This is a genomic window from Xanthomonas sp. F4, from assembly GCF_011761895.1.
The window spans coordinates 29,423-45,898 of the sequence record NZ_JAASQX010000005.1 but is presented as its reverse complement, the minus strand read 5'-3'; the positions used below and the strand labels follow the sequence as shown (position 1 = coordinate 45,898).

General features: G+C 69.4%; 15 protein-coding genes. 8 read left to right on the top strand and 7 right to left on the bottom strand.

Annotated features, from left to right (window positions below; all coding sequences use genetic code 11):
- Positions 1-63: 63 nt before the first annotated feature.
- Together FHR66_RS16005 and FHR66_RS16000 are read right to left on the bottom strand one after the other, a co-directional pair.
- Positions 64-1,080: a class 1 fructose-bisphosphatase gene (locus FHR66_RS16005; RefSeq protein ID WP_160967192.1), complete on the bottom strand. Its 1,017-nt coding sequence runs from the start codon at positions 1,078-1,080 to the stop codon at positions 64-66.
- Between the two features lie 249 nt (positions 1,081-1,329).
- Entirely contained in the window at positions 1,330-2,532 is a 1,203-nt protein-coding gene (locus FHR66_RS16000; protein ID WP_160967194.1) for an amino acid aminotransferase, read from the bottom strand.
- A gap of 130 nt (positions 2,533-2,662) precedes the next feature.
- On the opposite strand from FHR66_RS16000, the gene FHR66_RS15995 reads away from it, so the two are divergent.
- The 3 genes from FHR66_RS15995 to FHR66_RS15985 all read left to right on the top strand — a co-directional run bounded on the left by FHR66_RS15995 (position 2,663) and on the right by FHR66_RS15985 (position 6,087).
- Positions 2,663-4,789: a TonB-dependent receptor family protein gene (locus FHR66_RS15995; RefSeq protein WP_184448821.1), complete on the top strand. Its 2,127-nt coding sequence runs from the start codon at positions 2,663-2,665 to the stop codon at positions 4,787-4,789.
- 54 nt (positions 4,790-4,843) lie between these two features.
- A complete protein-coding gene (locus FHR66_RS15990; RefSeq protein ID WP_202394671.1) occupies positions 4,844-5,494 on the top strand; it encodes a hypothetical protein in 651 nt (216 codons plus the stop codon).
- 173 nt (positions 5,495-5,667) lie between these two features.
- On the top strand, positions 5,668-6,087 hold the full coding sequence (locus tag FHR66_RS15985; RefSeq protein ID WP_160967196.1) for a hypothetical protein: 420 nt from the start codon (positions 5,668-5,670) through the stop codon (positions 6,085-6,087).
- A gap of 186 nt (positions 6,088-6,273) precedes the next feature.
- On the opposite strand, the gene FHR66_RS15980 is transcribed toward FHR66_RS15985, so the two are convergent.
- Positions 6,274-8,169, bottom strand: a complete 1,896-nt coding sequence (locus FHR66_RS15980) for a sigma-54-dependent Fis family transcriptional regulator (RefSeq protein ID WP_160967198.1) — start codon at positions 8,167-8,169, stop codon at positions 6,274-6,276.
- 247 nt (positions 8,170-8,416) lie between these two features.
- Between FHR66_RS15980 and adh the strand changes: the two genes are divergently transcribed.
- The 3 genes from adh (at position 8,417) to FHR66_RS15965 (ending at position 11,498) form a co-directional block, all read left to right on the top strand.
- Positions 8,417-9,946, top strand: coding sequence for an aldehyde dehydrogenase (adh, locus tag FHR66_RS15975; protein WP_160967200.1), 1,530 nt, complete (start codon positions 8,417-8,419; stop codon positions 9,944-9,946).
- A gap of 128 nt (positions 9,947-10,074) precedes the next feature.
- Positions 10,075-11,103 carry an alcohol dehydrogenase AdhP gene (gene adhP / locus FHR66_RS15970; protein WP_160967202.1) on the top strand — a complete coding sequence of 343 codons (1,029 nt, stop codon included), beginning with the start codon at positions 10,075-10,077 and terminating at the stop codon, positions 11,101-11,103.
- A complete protein-coding gene (locus tag FHR66_RS15965; protein ID WP_160967204.1) occupies positions 11,103-11,498 on the top strand; it encodes a DUF779 domain-containing protein in 396 nt (131 codons plus the stop codon). Before adhP ends, FHR66_RS15965 begins: the two co-directional genes overlap by 1 nt.
- Before the next feature lie 160 nt (positions 11,499-11,658).
- On the opposite strand, the gene FHR66_RS15960 is transcribed toward FHR66_RS15965, so the two are convergent.
- Positions 11,659-11,961 carry a hypothetical protein gene (locus FHR66_RS15960; RefSeq protein WP_167087944.1) on the bottom strand — a complete coding sequence of 101 codons (303 nt, stop codon included), beginning with the start codon at positions 11,959-11,961 and terminating at the stop codon, positions 11,659-11,661.
- Positions 11,962-12,121: 160 nt separating this feature from the next.
- On the opposite strand from FHR66_RS15960, the gene FHR66_RS15955 reads away from it, so the two are divergent.
- Both FHR66_RS15955 and ku read left to right on the top strand, forming a co-directional pair.
- Positions 12,122-12,517 (top strand): hypothetical protein, encoded by a 396-nt coding sequence (locus tag FHR66_RS15955; protein WP_160967208.1) that lies wholly within the window; start codon positions 12,122-12,124, stop codon positions 12,515-12,517.
- Complete coding sequence (gene ku / locus FHR66_RS15950; protein ID WP_160967210.1) at positions 12,517-13,485, top strand: non-homologous end joining protein Ku; 969 nt, start codon at positions 12,517-12,519, stop codon at positions 13,483-13,485. Before FHR66_RS15955 ends, ku begins: the two co-directional genes overlap by 1 nt.
- Positions 13,486-13,529: 44 nt before the next feature.
- Here ku and lldD read toward each other — a convergent pair whose 3' ends face one another.
- From lldD to FHR66_RS15935, 3 genes are all read right to left on the bottom strand, one after another.
- Positions 13,530-14,690: an FMN-dependent L-lactate dehydrogenase LldD gene (gene lldD, locus FHR66_RS15945; protein WP_160967212.1), complete on the bottom strand. Its 1,161-nt coding sequence runs from the start codon at positions 14,688-14,690 to the stop codon at positions 13,530-13,532.
- Positions 14,691-14,703: 13 nt separating this feature from the next.
- Entirely contained in the window at positions 14,704-15,489 is a 786-nt protein-coding gene (gene lldR, locus FHR66_RS15940) for a transcriptional regulator LldR (RefSeq protein ID WP_160967214.1), read from the bottom strand.
- Positions 15,490-15,735: 246 nt separating this feature from the next.
- Complete coding sequence (locus FHR66_RS15935; RefSeq protein ID WP_160967216.1) at positions 15,736-16,317, bottom strand: methyltransferase family protein; 582 nt, start codon at positions 16,315-16,317, stop codon at positions 15,736-15,738.
- Positions 16,318-16,476: the final 159 nt, after the last annotated feature.

Genomic DNA, 16,476 nt, shown 5'->3' with positions numbered 1-16,476 from the left:
GGCAGCGCTGGCGACAGCCGCCATCGTCCAGGGGCGTCCGCACGTGCGGCTGTCGAACCACGCTCAGCCTTGGCGGCGGTCGTGCTCCAGGTGATACCGCACCGCTTCGGCCACCTCGTTCTTGGAGCCCAGGAACACCGGCACGCGCTGGTGCAGTTGTTCCGGCTGCAGGCCGAGGATGCGCGCGCGGCCGGTGCTGGCGGCGCCGCCGGCCTGCTCCACCAGCATGCCCATCGGGTTGGCTTCGTACATCAGCCGCAGCTTGCCGGCCTTGCCCGGGTCCTTCTTGTCCCACGGGTAGATGAAGATGCCGCCGCGGGTGAGGATGCGGTGCACGTCGGCGACCATGCTGGCGATCCAGCGCATGTTGAAGTTCTTGCCGCGCACGCCTTCGCTGCCGGCCAGCAGGTCGGCCACGTACTGCTGCATCGGCGCCTCCCAGTGGCGCTGGTTGGACATGTTGATCGCGAACTCGGCGGTGTCCTCGGGGATGCGCATGTCGGCCTGGGTCAGCAGGAAGCTGCCCTCCTCGCGTTCCAGGGTGAAGGCGTGGGTGCCGTGGCCCAGGGTCAGCACCAGCATCGTGCTGGGGCCGTAGATGCAGTAGCCGGCGGCGACCTGCGCGGTGCCCGGCTGCAGGAAGTGCTCGTCGCCGGGCTTGTCGGTGCCCGGCGGTGCGCGCAGCACCGAGAAGATGGTGCCGACCGAGACGTTGACGTCGATGTTGGAGCTGCCGTCCAGCGGATCGAACAGCAGCAGGAAATCGCCGCTGGGATACTTGTCGGGCACCGGTTGGCAGTGGTCCATCTCTTCCGAGGCGCAGGCGGCCAAGTGCCCGCCCCAGGCGTTGGCTTCCAGCAGGATGTCGTTGCTGAGCACGTCCAGCTTCTTCTGCGCTTCGCCCTGCACGTTGCCGGTGCCGGCGTCGCCGAGCACGCCGCCGAGGGCGCCCTTGCTGACTGCGATGGAGATGCGCTTGCAGGCGCGGGACACGATCGTGATGAGCTGGCGCAGCTCCGGGCCGATACGCCCGGCATGCTGTTCTTCGATCAGGAAGCGGGTCAGCGAGGTTCGCGACATGGGCGCAGGCAGCCTTTCGTTGAGGAAGGCGCCTATTGTCGCGGCTGTTGCATGAGATTTCGATTAGCGCGCGAGCGATGGCATGCAATGGCGTCGCAACGCCATGGCCGATGGGAGATTGGCGTGTCAGGAGGACGGCATGCGTCGGGGGACTGAAGCCCCTCCCACAGCAGCTGCGCAAGCGCAGGCACAAAAAAAACCGGAAGCGCAGGCGCTTCCGGCTTCGTGTTGCGATGCTTCCGTGCGCGATCAGCCCTTGTGCACGGTCGCCACGGCCTGGGTCACGTAGTCCAGGTTCTTCTGGCTCAGCGCAGCCACGCAGATGCGGCCGGTGCCGACCGCGTAGATGCCGAACTCATCGCGCAGCCGGTCCACCTGCGCCTTGCTCAGGCCCGAGTACGAGAACATGCCGGCCTGCTGCTGGATGAAGCCGAACTCCGGCGCGCCCAGGGCGGCCAGCTTCTGCACCATGCCGGCGCGCAGGGCGTGGATGCGCTCGCGCATCTCGGTCAGCTCCTGCTCCCACATCGTGCGCAGTTCGGGGCTGTTGAGCACTCCGGCGACCAGCGCGGCGCCGTGCGTGGACGGGCTGGAGTAGATGGTGCGGATGATGCGCTTGACCTGCGACTGCACCGCCTTGCTCTCGGCGGCGTTGGCCGAGACCACCGACAGCGCGCCGACGCGCTCGCCGTATAGCGAGAACGACTTGGAGTAGGAACTGGCGACCACGTAGCTGTCGATGCCGACCTCGGCCAGCAGGCGCACCGCGTAGGCGTCGGCGTCGATGCCCTTGTCGAAGCCCTGGTAGGCGATGTCCACGAACGGGAACAGGTTGCGTTCCTTCAGCAGCTCGGCCACGGTGCGCCACTGCGCCTGGCTCAGGTCGGCGCCGGTGGGGTTGTGGCAGCAGGCGTGCAGCAGCACCACGCTGCCGGGCGCGAGCTGGCGCAGGTCGGCGAGCATGCCGTCGAAGTTCAGGCCGTGGCTGGCCGGATCGAAGTAGGTGTACTCGACCACGTCGAAGCCGGCGGCGCCGAACACCGCGCGGTGGTTCTCCCAGCTCGGGTTGCTGATGGCGATGGTCGAGGTGGACAGCAGCTTCTTCAGCAGGTCCGCGCCCACGCGCAGCGCACCGCTGCCGCCGACGGTCTGCGAGGTGGCGACGCGGCCGGCCGCCAGCAGCGGCGACTCGGCGCCGAACAGCAGTTTCTGCGTGGCCAGGTCGTAGGCGGGCAGGCCGTCGATCGGCAGGTAACCGCGCGGCTTGGCGTCCTGCGCCAGCTGCTGCTCGATCTGCTGCACGGCGCGCAGCAGCGGGATGCGGCCGTTTTCGTCGTAGTAGATGCCCACGCCCAGGTTGACCTTGGTCGGGCGGGAGTCGGCGTTGTAGGCCTCGGTCAGGCCCAGGATCGGGTCGCCTGGGACCTGTTCCACGTTTGCAAAGAAGGACACGGCGGTACTCGTTCGGTGGCGGAGGTGGGGGCCGGGGGGACCGGAGCCGGCGCGGTCAAACACCTCATCCTAACAAACGCTGCCGCGCTTGGCCGGGTGCGGCCCGGCGGCACATGGGCGATGATGGCGCATGTCCGTTCCCCTGCCCTCTGCCCTGCTCTGCGGGGCCTGCGCCTTGGCGTTGTCCTCCCTGGCCCACGCCGCTCCCGGCGAGGATCCCGCCACCACCCTGCCCGCGTTGCAGGTCCAGGCCGCCCGCGTCGGCGGCGTGGCCGATTTCGACCTGCCGGCGTCGCTGACCACCACCGGCCTGGGCGACAGCGACCGCCTCGGCGTGCAGGCCTCCGAGGCCCTGGCCGGGGTGCCCGGCCTGCTCGCCCGCGACCGCCAGAACTATGCGCAGGACACCCAGCTGTCGATCCGCGGCTTCGGCGCGCGTTCGGCGTTCGGCGTGCGCGGCGTGCGCCTGCTGCTGGACGGGATCCCGGCGACGATGCCGGATGGCCAGGGCCAGCTGTCCAACTTCAACCTGTTCGGCAGCGAGCGGGTCGAGGTGCTGCGCGGGCCGTTCTCGGCGCTGTACGGCAACTCCTCCGGCGGCGTGGTGCAGTTGTGGAGCGCCGACGGCCAGCCGGACGATCCATGGCGGCTGCGCAGCGCGATCGGCAGCCACGGCACCGCGGCCCTCAGCGCGCAGGCGCTGGGCCAGCAAGGCGAGGTCCACTACAACCTGGCCGCCACCCACTTCAGCACCGACGGCTACCGCGACCACAGCCGTGCGCAGCGCACCACCTTCAACGCCAAGATCGGCATCGACCTGGCGCCCGGGCGGCGCCTGGACCTGCTGCTCAACGCGCTGGAAGCGCCCGATGCGCAGGATCCGCTGGGCCTGAGCCGCGCCCAGGCCGCCGCCGACCCGCGCCAGGCCACCGCCGCGGCCGGCCAATTCGACACCCGCAAGTCCACCCGCCAGGTGCAGGCCGGCGCCATCTTCACCCAGCAGGTGGATCAGCAGACCTGGCGGCTGATGGGCTATGCCGGACGCCGCGACGTCACCCAATACCTCTCGGTTCCGGTGGGCGCACAGAGCAATCCGCTCAACGCGGGTGGCGTGATCGACCTGGACGGCGACTACGGCGGCCTCGACGCGCGCTGGGCCTGGCAGGGCGCGCTGGGTGGCCGCCCGTTCCAGTTCACCGTCGGCGCCAACGCCGACCGCCAGCAACAGCACCGCACCGGCTACGAGAACTTCGTCGGCAGCACGCTCGGGGTGAAGGGCCGGCTGCGCCGCGACCAGGAGGACCGGGTGGAGAACGTAGACCAGTTCGCCCAGGCCTGGTGGCAGTTCGCCGAGCGCTGGTCGCTGCTGGCCGGCCTGCGCCACAGCCAGGTGCGATTCCGCTCGGACGATGCGTACATCGTCGGCCGCAATCCCGACGACAGCGGCCGCACCGACTACGCAGCGACCACGCCGGTGGCCGGGCTGGTGTTCCGCGTCAGCGACGACCTGCGGCTCTATGCCTCGGCCGGGCGCGGGTTCGAGACCCCGACCTTCAACGAGCTGGGCTACCGCCGCGACGGCGGTGCCGGCCTGGCGTTGGACCTGGCCGCGGCGCGCAGCCAGAACCTGGAACTGGGCGCGAAGTGGCGCAACGCCGCCGGCGCCAGCTGGGATGCGGCGCTGTTCCGCGCCAGCACCGACGACGAACTGGCGGTGGCCAGCAACCTCAATGGCCGCAGCACCTACCGCAACATCGGCCGCACCCGCCGCCAGGGCGCCGAGACCAGCCTGACCCTGCCGTTGGGCGACAGCGCGCAACTGCAGGTGGCCTACACATGGCTGCAGGCGACGGTGCGCCAGGCCTACCTGACCTGCGCCAGCAGCGGCTGCGCCACGCCCACCGCGGTGGTGGCGGCCGGCACCCGCCTGCCCGGCGTACCGCGCCAGCAATTGTTCGCGCGCTGGCAGTGGCAGCCGCGCGCCTGGCAGTTCGCGGTGGAGGGCGTTGCCGCCGGCGACACCGTGGTCAACGACCTGGCCAGCGAGTCCGCACCCGGCTACGCGCTGCTCAACCTGGAAGCGGCGCGGCGCTGGACCACCGCGCACGGCACCCTGCGCACCTTCGCGCGCATCGACAACGCGTTCGATCGCCGCTACATCGGCTCGGTCATCGTCAACGACGGCAACGGCCGCTACTACGAGCCGGGTCCGGACCGCAGCTATACGATTGGGCTGCAGTGGGATTTGCCGCACTAGCCGAGAGAAACTGCCAGTCGATCACCTGTTGGAGGTGCCGCCTCCGGACGCCACATGTATACCCTGCATCCCAGCGCAGAACTTCGCCGGCACTTCAGCGAACGTCCGTTCCAAGGAGCAGCTCCATGGGACGCACGCTTTTTGTTCGTTGGGCTCGATGCGAACTATGCACCTGACATTGAGCGCAGCCCGATCTTCCCCGAACTGCTGCGCTATCACCAGGACGGCGTGGACTTCTGGCGCCAGCACCGTTTCCACCATCCGTTTCTCCTGCCCGGCTACCGCGGGGATGGCCGTCGCTACCACCGCAACTTCGCGCGACTGGGCTTCCTGCCGGGAGACGCCGCGGAGGTGTCGTTCGTCGAACTGCTGCATCTGCCAACGGTCGGACGCAACTCCCTGGTGGTGTCCGATCTGGATCCCAGCCACCTGCGCATGCTCGATATGGCGATGCGTCAGGGGCGAGCGCGGCACGTGTTCGTCTCCGCTGGCGTTGCGAGACTGCTGCGTCGCCTGCCGTCGTTCGGCTGGCTACGTGCGCAGCCACTGATCGGCGATGGCCTACCACAGCTGTACGCCGATGGCGGTCGATGCGTCTATCAGCATCTGCATCTGTCGAACTACGGCAAGTTCGAAGCCCGGATGCAGCGCGAGGCACACGCGGTAGCGGCGCTGCGGCAGGAGGCGCTTGGCAGCCTCGTGTGAATCCGTACCAGGTGCCGTGGTGTCTACACGTTGCGCCGCCACTGCAAGCCGTCTACCAAACGCACTGCACCTGTCTACGCGAACCGGCAGCGGACGCTGGCGGCGCGCTTTGCGGCGGCGCTAGCGTAGCGACACCCCCCGCACACCGCCATGCACTCTCCAGGAGACGCACCATGAGCACATCCGACGACAGCCGCGACAACGCCGGCACCAAGAGCAAACCCGCATTGGCCGAAGGCGTCAGTGCCACGCCGTACCAAGGCACCTTCACGGTGGTCAATTGCACCGGCCAGACGATCAACAACGTCAGCGTCAAACACACCTGCGGCGATTACATGGATCCGGCCGCTTCGGCGTCGCTGCCGGCAGGTGGCGCGATCGCCTCCATACCGCTACGTGCGCAGACCGGCTCCAACGACTATTGGAACCTGTCGTTCCAGATGAGCGACGGCAGCTCGCGTAGCCGCAACAGCAAACAATGCAATTACGTGCAGAGCGATGCGCCGGGGACCTGCATCATCGCGCTGTACGCAAGCAGCTTCAGTGTGCTGACGCCGGTCAGCTCGCCGTGCATGAACAACAGCTACGACTGAGCCGTCGTGCATGCGCTTGCCGCTGCCGCTTCCCGACCGCGGCAAACCGCTGTAGGAGCGGCTTCAGCCGCGACGGGCATTGCCATGAATCGCTGTCGCGGCTGAAGCCGCTCCTACAGACGATCCAGGGCTAGCGGATCGCGCGGCTTCTTGCCGAAGAGGTCCCCCGCGTCTGCACCGCCCGCGCTACTGCGCCCCCAACTGCAGCCGCCGATACAGCGTGCTGCGGCTGATGCCCAATCGGCGTGCGGCCTGCGAGACGTTGCCGTCGCAGGCGTCCAGGGCCTGGCGCATGGCGCGCAGCGCCAGGCTGTCGAGATCGGCGGCCGGCAGCGGCGACGGTGCGACGTGGGTGCCGCCCTGCTCCGCCGCGCGGATGCCGGGCAGATAGGCCGGCAAGGCGTCGGTATCCACCAGCGTGCCCGGCTCGCTCAACGCCACCAGCGTGCGCAGGCAGGCCACCAATTGGCGCAGATTGCCTGGCCACGCATAGGCGCCCAGTGTCGCCAGGGCCGCCTCGGTCAGGCGCCTGCCCTGCCCCAGCCGCGCCCACAGTTCGCCGACCAGTGCGCGCCGGTCCGGATGCGCGCGCAGCGACGGCACCTGCACGCAGTGGTGGGCGATGCGGTAGTACAGGTCGGGCCGGAAACGTTGTTCGGCCATCGCCGCGTCCAGGTCGCGGTGGGTGGCGCAGACCAGGGCGAAATCCAGCTTCACCGGCTTGCCGCCGCCCAGCGGCAGCAGTTCGCGTTCCTGCAGCACGCGCAGCAGCCGCGGCTGCAAGGCTAGCGGCATGTCGCCGATCTCGTCCAGGAACAGCACGCCGCCATCGGCTTGGCGTAGCAGGCCTGGGCTGCCGTGCTTGCGCGCGCCGGTGAAGGCGCCGTCCTCGTAGCCGAACAGCTCGGCTTCGATCAGCCCTTCCGGCAGCGCCGCGCAGTTGACCGCCACGAACGGGCGCCCGGCGCGCGCGCTGCGCCGGTGCAGTTCGCGCGCGAACACTTCCTTGCCGGTGCCGGTTTCGCCCTGCACCAGCACCGGCAGTTGCGCGTCTAGCACACGTCGCGCGCGTTCCAGCGCAAGCTCCTGTGCGGCGTCGAACAGCGGCGCGTCGGACGCGGCCGCGGCCGAGCGCCGCGACGCCGTCACGGTGATCGGCGCCTGCTGCGGGCGCCGCCGCGGGCGGTCGTCGGCCGGACTGTCGATGCGTCCATGCAGCGCCCGCCCCTGCAGGTCGAACACGCTGCCCTGCTGCCGCAGCCGCGACAGCGGTTCCTCGAACAGCGCCTCGTAGGGCGCGCGCCCGAGTTCGTGGCGTTCCAGCCCGAACAGCCGCAACCCGGCCTGGTTGGCCGCCACCAGGCGGCCGTTGCGGAATGCCAGCAGTGCCTCGCGCGCCGTGCCGAGCAGCGCGGGGTCGTGGTGCACGCGCAGCAGTTCGCAGCCGGGAATGCCATCGTCGAAGTAGCGGTGCTCGATGTTGGCCACGGCCATTCGCGCCAGCGCCAGCGCATGCATGTGCTGCACGCTGGCGTCGCCGGAGATGTCGAGCACGCCGGCCAGGCGGCCGTACGGATCGAAGATCGGCACTGCGGCGCAACTGAGGATCTGGTGCGGGGCGAAGTAGTGTTCGCCGCCGCGCACTTCCACCGAGCGGCTTTCGACGATGGCGGTGCCGATCGCATTGGTACCGACCTGGGTCTCGCTCCAGCACGCGCCGGGCATCAGCGCCACCCTGCCCGCCTTGTCGAGGAAGCGCGGGCTGCCTTCGGCGTCGAGGATCCAGCCGGCCTCGTCGGTGAGCAGCACGATGCTGCCGGTGGCCGCGGCGTCGCCGGCCAGGCCCTCCAGTTCGGCGCGGGCCAGCCGCCACAGCCGCTCGTGCGCCTCGCGCAGGGCGCGCAGGCGCGAGGCTTCCAGCGGCTCGATCGCGGGCTTCGCATCCGCGGCCAAGCCCAGGCGCTGGCAGCGCTGCCACGATTGCAGGATGGTGTCGGGCACCTGCCCGACCGGCGCGCCGCCGCGTTCGAAGAACGCGCGGCGGGCCTGGCCGAGCTGATGTTGGGACGGTTGCTGCGCCATGTCCGGCTCCGCTGTCGCAGATTGCGACACCTGTTGATACGGGTGTTCCGATAAACAGCACATCCGCCGGCACGGTGCAATCGGCAGGCGTGACGCGACGCAGCAAAACCGGCAGGTATGCGTCGCTGTGTCGCGGTGCGACGACGTGACGCGGCGCAGCACGCAAAACCTGGCATCGGTCTTGCGCCTACGCAGCTACCCGGACGGGCCTGCCCTGTCCTTCTCGACCGCCGAAGGAGACACCACGATGAATGCCGTCAGCACTGCCAAGCCGCATGCCACCGATCCGCAGTCCATCTTCAAGTCGCGCTACGGCAACTTCATCGGCGGCAAGTGGGTGGAGCCGAAGAGCGGGCAGTACTTCGACAACAGCACGCCGATCAGCGGCAAGGTGTTCACTTCGGTGGCGCGCTCCAACGCCGAGGATATCGAGGCCGCGCTCGACGCCGCGCACGCCGCCAAGGACGCGTGGGGCAAGGCCTCCAGCACCGAGCGCAGCAACGTGCTGCTGAAGATCGCCGACCGCATCGAGCAGAACCTGGAGCTGCTGGCCTACGCCGAGACCTGGGACAACGGCAAGCCGGTGCGCGAGACGCTCAACGCCGACGTGCCGCTGTGCGTGGACCACTTCCGCTACTTCGCCGGCGCGGTGCGCGCGCAGGAAGGCGGCATCTCCGAGATCGACCACGACACCATCGCCTACCACTTCCACGAACCGCTCGGCGTGGTCGGGCAGATCATCCCGTGGAACTTCCCGCTGTTGATGGCGTGCTGGAAGCTGGCGCCGGCGCTGGCCGCGGGCAACTGCGTGGTGATGAAGCCGGCCGAGCAGACCCCTGCCTCGATCCTGGTGCTGATGGAAGTCATCGGCGACCTGTTGCCGCCGGGCGTGCTCAACGTGGTCAACGGCTTCGGCCTGGAGGCGGGCAAGCCGCTGGCCAGCAACCCGCGCATCGCCAAGATCGCCTTCACCGGCGAGACCACCACCGGCCGGCTGATCATGCAGTACGCCAGCCAGAACCTGATCCCGGTGACGCTGGAGCTGGGCGGCAAGTCGCCGAACATCTTCTTCGCCGACGTGATGGCCGAGGACGACGACTTCCTCGACAAGGCGGTGGAAGGCTTCGTGCTGTTCGCCTTCAACCAGGGCGAGGTGTGCACCTGCCCGTCGCGCGCGCTGATCCAGGAATCGATCTACGACAAGTTCATGGAGAAGGCGCTCAAGCGGGTGGCGGCGATCAAGCAGGGCAACCCGCTCGATCCCAACACCATGGTCGGCGCGCAGGCCTCCGGCGAGCAGTTGGAGAAGATCCTGTCCTACATCGACATCGGCAAGCAGGAAGGCGCGCAGGTGCTGATCGGCGGCGAGCGCAACGCGCTGGACGGCGACCTGGCGGGCGGCTTCTACGTCAAGCCGACGGTGTTCAAGGGCCACAACAAGATGCGCATCTTCCAGGAGGAGATCTTCGGCCCGGTGGTGTCGGTGACCACCTTCAAGGACGAGGCCGAGGCGCTGGCGATCGCCAACGACACCCTGTACGGACTCGGCGCCGGCGTGTGGAGCCGCGATGCGGCGCGGCTGTACCGCATGGGCCGCGCGATCCAGGCCGGGCGGGTGTGGACCAACTGCTACCACGCCTATCCGGCGCATGCCGCGTTCGGCGGCTACAAGCAGTCGGGCATCGGCCGCGAGAACCACAAGATGATGCTCGACCACTACCAGCAGACCAAGAACCTGCTGGTCAGCTACTCGCCGAAGGCGCTGGGCTTTTTCTGACGCGTGGGGCAGGGCGGCGGCACGCAACCGGTGTGTCGCCGCCAAGCCCGCCAACTGATCTGGATCAAGGCAACCCGTCGCCGGTCGCGCGATGGTGACAGTACCCGTTTTTCTTCAGGAGCGTTGCGATGGACAAGACGATGAAAGCCGCCGTGGTGCGGGAGTTCGGCAAGCCGCTGGCGATCGAGGAAGTGGCGGTGCCGCGGCCGCAGGCCGGCGACATTCTGGTCAAGATCGAGGCCTGCGGTGTGTGCCACACCGACCTGCACGCCGCCGAGGGCGATTGGCCGGTGAAGCCGAATCCGCCGTTCATCCCCGGCCACGAGGGCGTGGGCCATGTGGTGGCGGTCGGCGCCGGCGTGGACCACGTCAAGGAAGGCGACCGCGTCGGCATTCCGTGGCTGTACTCGGCCTGCGGCCATTGCGAGCATTGCCTGGGCGGCTGGGAAACCCTGTGCGAGGCGCAGCAGAACTCCGGCTACTCGGTCAACGGTGGGTTCGCCGAATACGCCTTGGCCAATGCCAATTACGTTGGCCATCTCCCGAAGAACATCGGCTTCGTCGAGGTCGCGCCGATCCTGTGCGCCGGCGTCACCGTGTACAAGGGCCTGAAGGTCACCGACACCAGGCCCGGCAACTGGGTGGTGATCTCCGGCATCGGCGGGCTCGGCCACATGGCGGTGCAGTACGCCAAGGCAATGGGCCTGAACGTGGCCGCGGTGGACGTGGACGACGCCAAGCTGGCGCTGGCCACGCGCCTGGGCGCAACGGTGACGGTGAACGCGCGGACCACCGATCCGGTGGCGTACCTCAAAAAGGAAATCGGCGGCGCACACGGTGCGCTGGTCACCGCGGTCTCGCCGAAGGCGTTCGAGCAGGCCATCGGCATGGTCCGCCGCGGCGGCACGGTCTCGCTCAACGGCCTGCCGCCGGGCCAGTTCCCGCTGGACATCTTCGGCATGGTGCTCAACGGCGTGACCGTGCGCGGTTCGATCGTCGGCACCCGCCTGGACCTGCAGGAATCGCTGGAATTCGCCGAGCAGGGCAAGGTCGCCGCGACGGTGGCCACCGACACCCTGGACAACATCAACGACGTGTTCGCGCGCATGCACGCCGGCAAGATCGAAGGCCGCATCGTGCTGGACATGGCCGCCTGATGGACATGTCCGCGCCCGAGGCCGCGCCGCCGCCGCAGGTGCTGGCGACGCTGCCGGCCCTGCAGTTGATCGCGACGCTGCGGGCGCGGCACGGCGCGCTGCTGTTCCACCAGTCCGGCGGCTGCTGCGACGGCTCCTCGCCGATGTGTTATCCGCAGGACGACTTCATCGTCGGCGACCGCGACGTGCTGCTGGGCGAGATCGGCGAGGCGCCGTTCTACATCAGCCCGTCGCAGTTCGCCTACTGGAAGCACACCCAGCTGATCATCGATGTGGTGCCCGGCCGCGGCGGCATGTTCTCGCTGGAAAACGGCGAGGGCGTGCGCTTCCTGGTGCGCTCGCGGCTGTTCAGCGACAGCGAGTACGCCGTGCTGGAGGCGGCGGGCAAGGTGTAGGCGAAAGCGCGCACCCGGATGCCTCTGTAGGAGCGGCTTCAGCCGCGACGGGCGTTCTCGGGAACGCCTCGGTCGCGGCTGAAGCCGCTCCTACAACGATGAGGCATGCGCAGCACTACAGCGACCGTGGCAATACAGCGATAACGACGTCTTCGACGCCCTAAGACGCCTTCGGCGGCTTCGCCGGCACGAACGGCGACACCGGGTCGCTGGCCGGGAAGGTTTCTTCCAGCGCTTCGTCCTGGTTCGCGTCGGCATGCCGTCCGTGCACCGTGTCCGGCGTGGAGTGCGCTGGCGTGTCCTGCGGGGCAGGGCGGTGTTCGCCGGTGCGCGGTTCGTGTTCGACGATGGTCTCGGGGCTGTCGCCAGCGCCGCGGTCCTCGTTGAGTTGTGTATCGCGTTTGCCGCGCTGTTCGCCGGGAACGGGAGCCGCGCGACGCAGCGGATCGGTAGGTGTGGACATGTCCGGTTCCTCCAGGGAATGGCGGCGGAAGTCCAGTTCACCGCCGCCGCGGTGAAGCCATTGCGAATCGCGCATCCTCCACGCGTCGGTCACGGGTCGCTAACGGCCGCAGCGCTACTGCTGCGCATCCCCCCGCCGACGTTGCCGCCCGGAGCCTGCCATGCGCCCCAGCGACCGCCCCGACCCGCTGCTGTTCAACGCCCATCTGGATCCCTTGCCGAGCGCACCGGCATATCGCCGCCGTGGCGCCGCGCCGCGTCCGCACGACGCGCCGGACTATCGCCGCTACAGCCTGGCCGACTATCGCCAGCGTCGCGCCCGCCACCGCACGCCATGGCGCGACCTGTGCCCGGCCTACGCCTTCGCCCTGCAGACCCATGCCCGCGGCTGGCCGCGCGGGCCGGGTGCCGAGACCGAGGACGAACTCGCCGCGCACTGGGACCTCATGCGCGGCGACTCGCGGCTGGACTGGAACCAGGCGCGGCAGGTGATCGAGGACGCCTGGCAGGCGCTGGACCATTTGCCCGCGCCGGCCGCCGGTGGGGAAGCGCACTGATGCCGCGCCCGATCTGGACCGGCACGCTGTCCTTCGGCCTGCTCAACGTGCCGGTGTCGCTGATGTCGGGCGAACGCCGGATCGATCTGCACTTCCGCATGCTCGACTCGCGCGACAAACGCCCGATCCGCTTCGAGCGGGTCAACGCCGACACCGGCGAGGAAGTGCCGTGGAAGGACATCGTCAAGGCCTACGAATACAGCAAGGGCAACTACGTGGTGGTCGAGCAGCAGGACATCGCCTCGGCCGCGCCGGAAAGCCACGAGACGGTGGAGGTGGAGGCCTTCGTCGACGCCGCCGAGATCGACCTGCGCTACTTCGAGAAACCCTACGTGCTGGTGCCGGGCAAGAAGGCCGAGAAGGGCTACGTGCTGCTGCGCGAGACCCTGCGCAATACCGGCAAGGTCGGCATCGCGCGGGTGGTGATCCGCACCCGTGAGTATCTGTCGGCGGTGATGCCGCTGCAGGACGCGCTGGTGCTGATCCTGCTTCGCTATCCGCAGGAACTTGTCGACCTGGACGATTACACGCTGCCCAACGGCAAGGCCGCCGACTACCGGATCAGCGCCAAGGAAACCGAGATGGCGGCGCAGTTGATCGACTCGATGTCCGGGCGCTGGGATCCCGATTCCTACCACGACGAGTTCCGCGAGCGGCTGCACGCGGTGATCCAGAAGCGGATCAAGGCGCAGGAGGGCATGGCTCAGGTCGACGAGGATGCCGAGGCGCCGCAGCGCGAGGATGCCACCACCAACGTGGTCGATTTCATGTCGCTGCTGCAGAAGAGCCTGGATGCCAAGAAGCGCACGCCGGCCAAGCAGGACGAGCGCGTGCCGGTGCGCAAGACCGCGAAAAAGGCCACCAAGACGGCGGCCGGCAAGGCGAAGAAGGCGACACGCGCCAAACCGGCGGCGGCCAAGGCCAAGCCAGCTGCGCGCAAGGCGCCGGCGCGGCGCAAGGCCGGGTAGGGCAGAGTCAGGCAGGTTGCGGCGGCGCTCGGGCCGCAGCGGCCCTACGCCGCGACCATCCCCTCGCGCGTCACCTGCGCCAGCGAATCGCGCGAGATGGCGGCGATCGACTTGGCGCCGGTCAGGGTCATCGCCACCTGCATCTCCTTCTCGATCAGGGTCAGCAGATGCTCCACCCCGGCCTGGCCGCCGGCGGCCAGCGCGTAGACGAAAGCGCGGCCGAGCAGCACCGTGTCGGCGCCCAGCGCCAGCATGCGCACCACGTCCAGGCCGCTGCGCACGCCGGAGTCGGCCAGGATCTTCAACTCGCCCTTCACCGCATCGGCGATCGCCGGCAGCGCCCGCGCGCTGGACAGCACGCCGTCGAGCTGGCGCCCGCCATGGTTGGAGACGACGATGCCGTCGGCGCCAAAACGCACCGCGTCGCGCGCGTCGGCCGGGTCGAGGATGCCCTTGATCACCATCGGCCCGGTCCAGAATTCGCGGATCCACTCCAGGTCCTTCCACGCGATCGATGGATCGAAGTTGGCGCCGAGCCAGCCGATGTAGTCGGCCAGTCCGGTGGGGTGGCCGCGGTAGGTGGAGATGTTGCCCAGGTCGTGCGGACGCCCGCGCAGACCCACGTCCCAGGCCCAGCGCGGATGCGTGACCGCCTGCAGCATGCGCCGCAACGGCGCGTTGGGGCCGCTCATGCCCGAATGCGCGTCGCGGTAGCGCGCGCCCGGCACCGGCATGTCCACGGTGAACACCAGGGTGGTCACGCCCGCCGCCTTGGCCCGTTCCAGCGCGTTGCGCATAAAGCCGCGGTCCTTGAGCACGTACAGCTGGAACCACATCGGCCGATCGATCGCTGGCGCCACTTCCTCGATCGGGCACACCGAGACCGTGGACAGGGTGAACGGCACCCCCTTGGCCGCTGCGGCCTTGGCCGCCTGCACCTCGCCGCGGCGCGCGTACATGCCGGTCAGGCCCACCGGCCCCAGCGCCACCGGCAAGGCCAGGCGTTCGCCGAACAGCTCGGTGTGCAGGTCCAGCGCCGACATGTCGCGCAGCACCCGCTGGCGCAGGGCGATGTCGCTCAGGTCGGCCACGTTGCGGCGCAGGGTGTGCTCGGCATAGGCGCCGCCGTCGATGTAGTGGAACAGGAACGGCGGCAGCCGGCGCTGGGCGGCGGCACGGTAGTCGGTGGAGGCGGAAATGATCATGGCGGCAGGGCGGTCAGGGAGAGGAAGGCAGGCGCGAGGCACGGGCGCGGCGCGCATCGTCCTCGTCGAGGGTGCGCAGCGCGCTGTGCACGAATTCCAGGTGGGCGTGCGCGGCGGCGCGGGCGCGTTCGGGGTCGCCGGCCAGGATCGCGTCGCGCAGCGCGCGGTGCTGCGCGTGCAGCGCGGCGAAGATGCGCGGCGAGGCGAACAACTGTTGCCGGCTCTGCGAGATGTTGGCCTGCAGCAGGTCGAACAGCCCGCGCATCACCTGCAGCAGCACGCGGTTGTGGGTGGCCTCGGCGATGGCCAGGTGGAAGGCGGCGTCGGCGTGCGCCTGCGCTGCCGCGTCGGCCTGCGCATGGGTCTGCTGCAGCGCCTCGAACGCGGCGTCGATGCGCGCGCGGTCGTCGTCGGTGGCACGCAGCGCGGCGTGCCAGGCGGTGGCGCCTTCCAGGGCATGGCGGGCCTCCAGCACGTCGAAGCGGTACTCGGGGTCGGCGTGCAGCAGCGGCAGGAACGGCTGCAGCGGCGCCACCACCTGGTCCTCCGGGGTCGGTGGCCGTTGCACGTAGGTGCCGCCGCCCACCCGGGCCCGCAGCAGCCCCTGGCTGGCGAGCTGGGCGATAGCTTCGCGCAGCACCGGGCGCGAGACGCCCAGTTCTGCCGCCAGAGCGCGCTCGGCGGGCAGGCGCGCGTCGGCCGCCAGGCCGCGTTGCGCGATCAGCGTGCGCAGCTGTGCGGCGACCCGGTCGCTGAGCCGGGCAGGGAGCTCGGCGGCAACCGGCGGGCTGGCAGTCATGAAATTTTTGGTCATACCAATTACGCGGTGGGAAAGCGATGGCAGGGCCATTAGGCGCCGGATCTCAGGTGGCGTCAATCACGTCAAAGAGATGCTTGCGAATATTGGTAATACCAATAAGCCGCTGCGGCAATGGTCCACCGCCATGGCCAGCATCCGTCCCGCCACCAATGTGCGATCAGCAGCGGCATCGCCAGGTGGGGCAGGGCGGCCAGGATCAGGACCCGCAGGGCGATCGCCGCGGCCTCACCACACCCACGGCAGCAGCCGCCAGCTGTGCGCGGCGTAGTGCGGGTACTCCTCGGGGAAGGCCTGGGTCAGCATCGCTTCCTCGACCTGGATGCGACGCAGGAACGCCCAGGTCACCGGCAGCACGATCGCCAGCAGCGACAGCACGTTGCCCATGCCCAGCGCCAGCCCGTAGAACGCCAGCAGCACGCCGGTGTACGAGGGATGCCGCAGATACCGGTACGGCCCGTGGCGAACCAGGCGGTGGCCCTCCTGGATGGTCACGTCCACCGTGAACCAGCGCGCCAGGACGCGGATCGACCACAGCCGCAGCGCCAGTCCGCTGGCCAGCAGCGCGCAGGCCGTCCAGCGCAGCGGTTCGCGCAAGTGCGGCGCGTAGCGCCACACGCCGAGCAGCGACAGCAACACGCCCAGCGCCACCGCGGCGTACAGCACGCGCCACAGCAGGCGCAGCGTGCCCTGGTCGCGGGCGCCGCCGTCGGCAGCGCGGCGGCGGCGCCCGAGCACCATTTCGTAGGCACCCCAACTCAGGCTAAGCAGCAGGAACAGCAGATCCGGATGGCGCAGGGTCAGGAGCATGGCGGTGTTCCTCGTGGCAGCGTGCGCCACACAGTGCGTGGCAGGGTGGATGAATCGGGTCCGTCCTGCGTGCCGATCGTCCGGCATGCAGCGGGCATGGACGCAGTGTGCCGCCATCGCGGTGGCGCGACAGTGGCCGCTGGTCATGCCGGCCGCCTG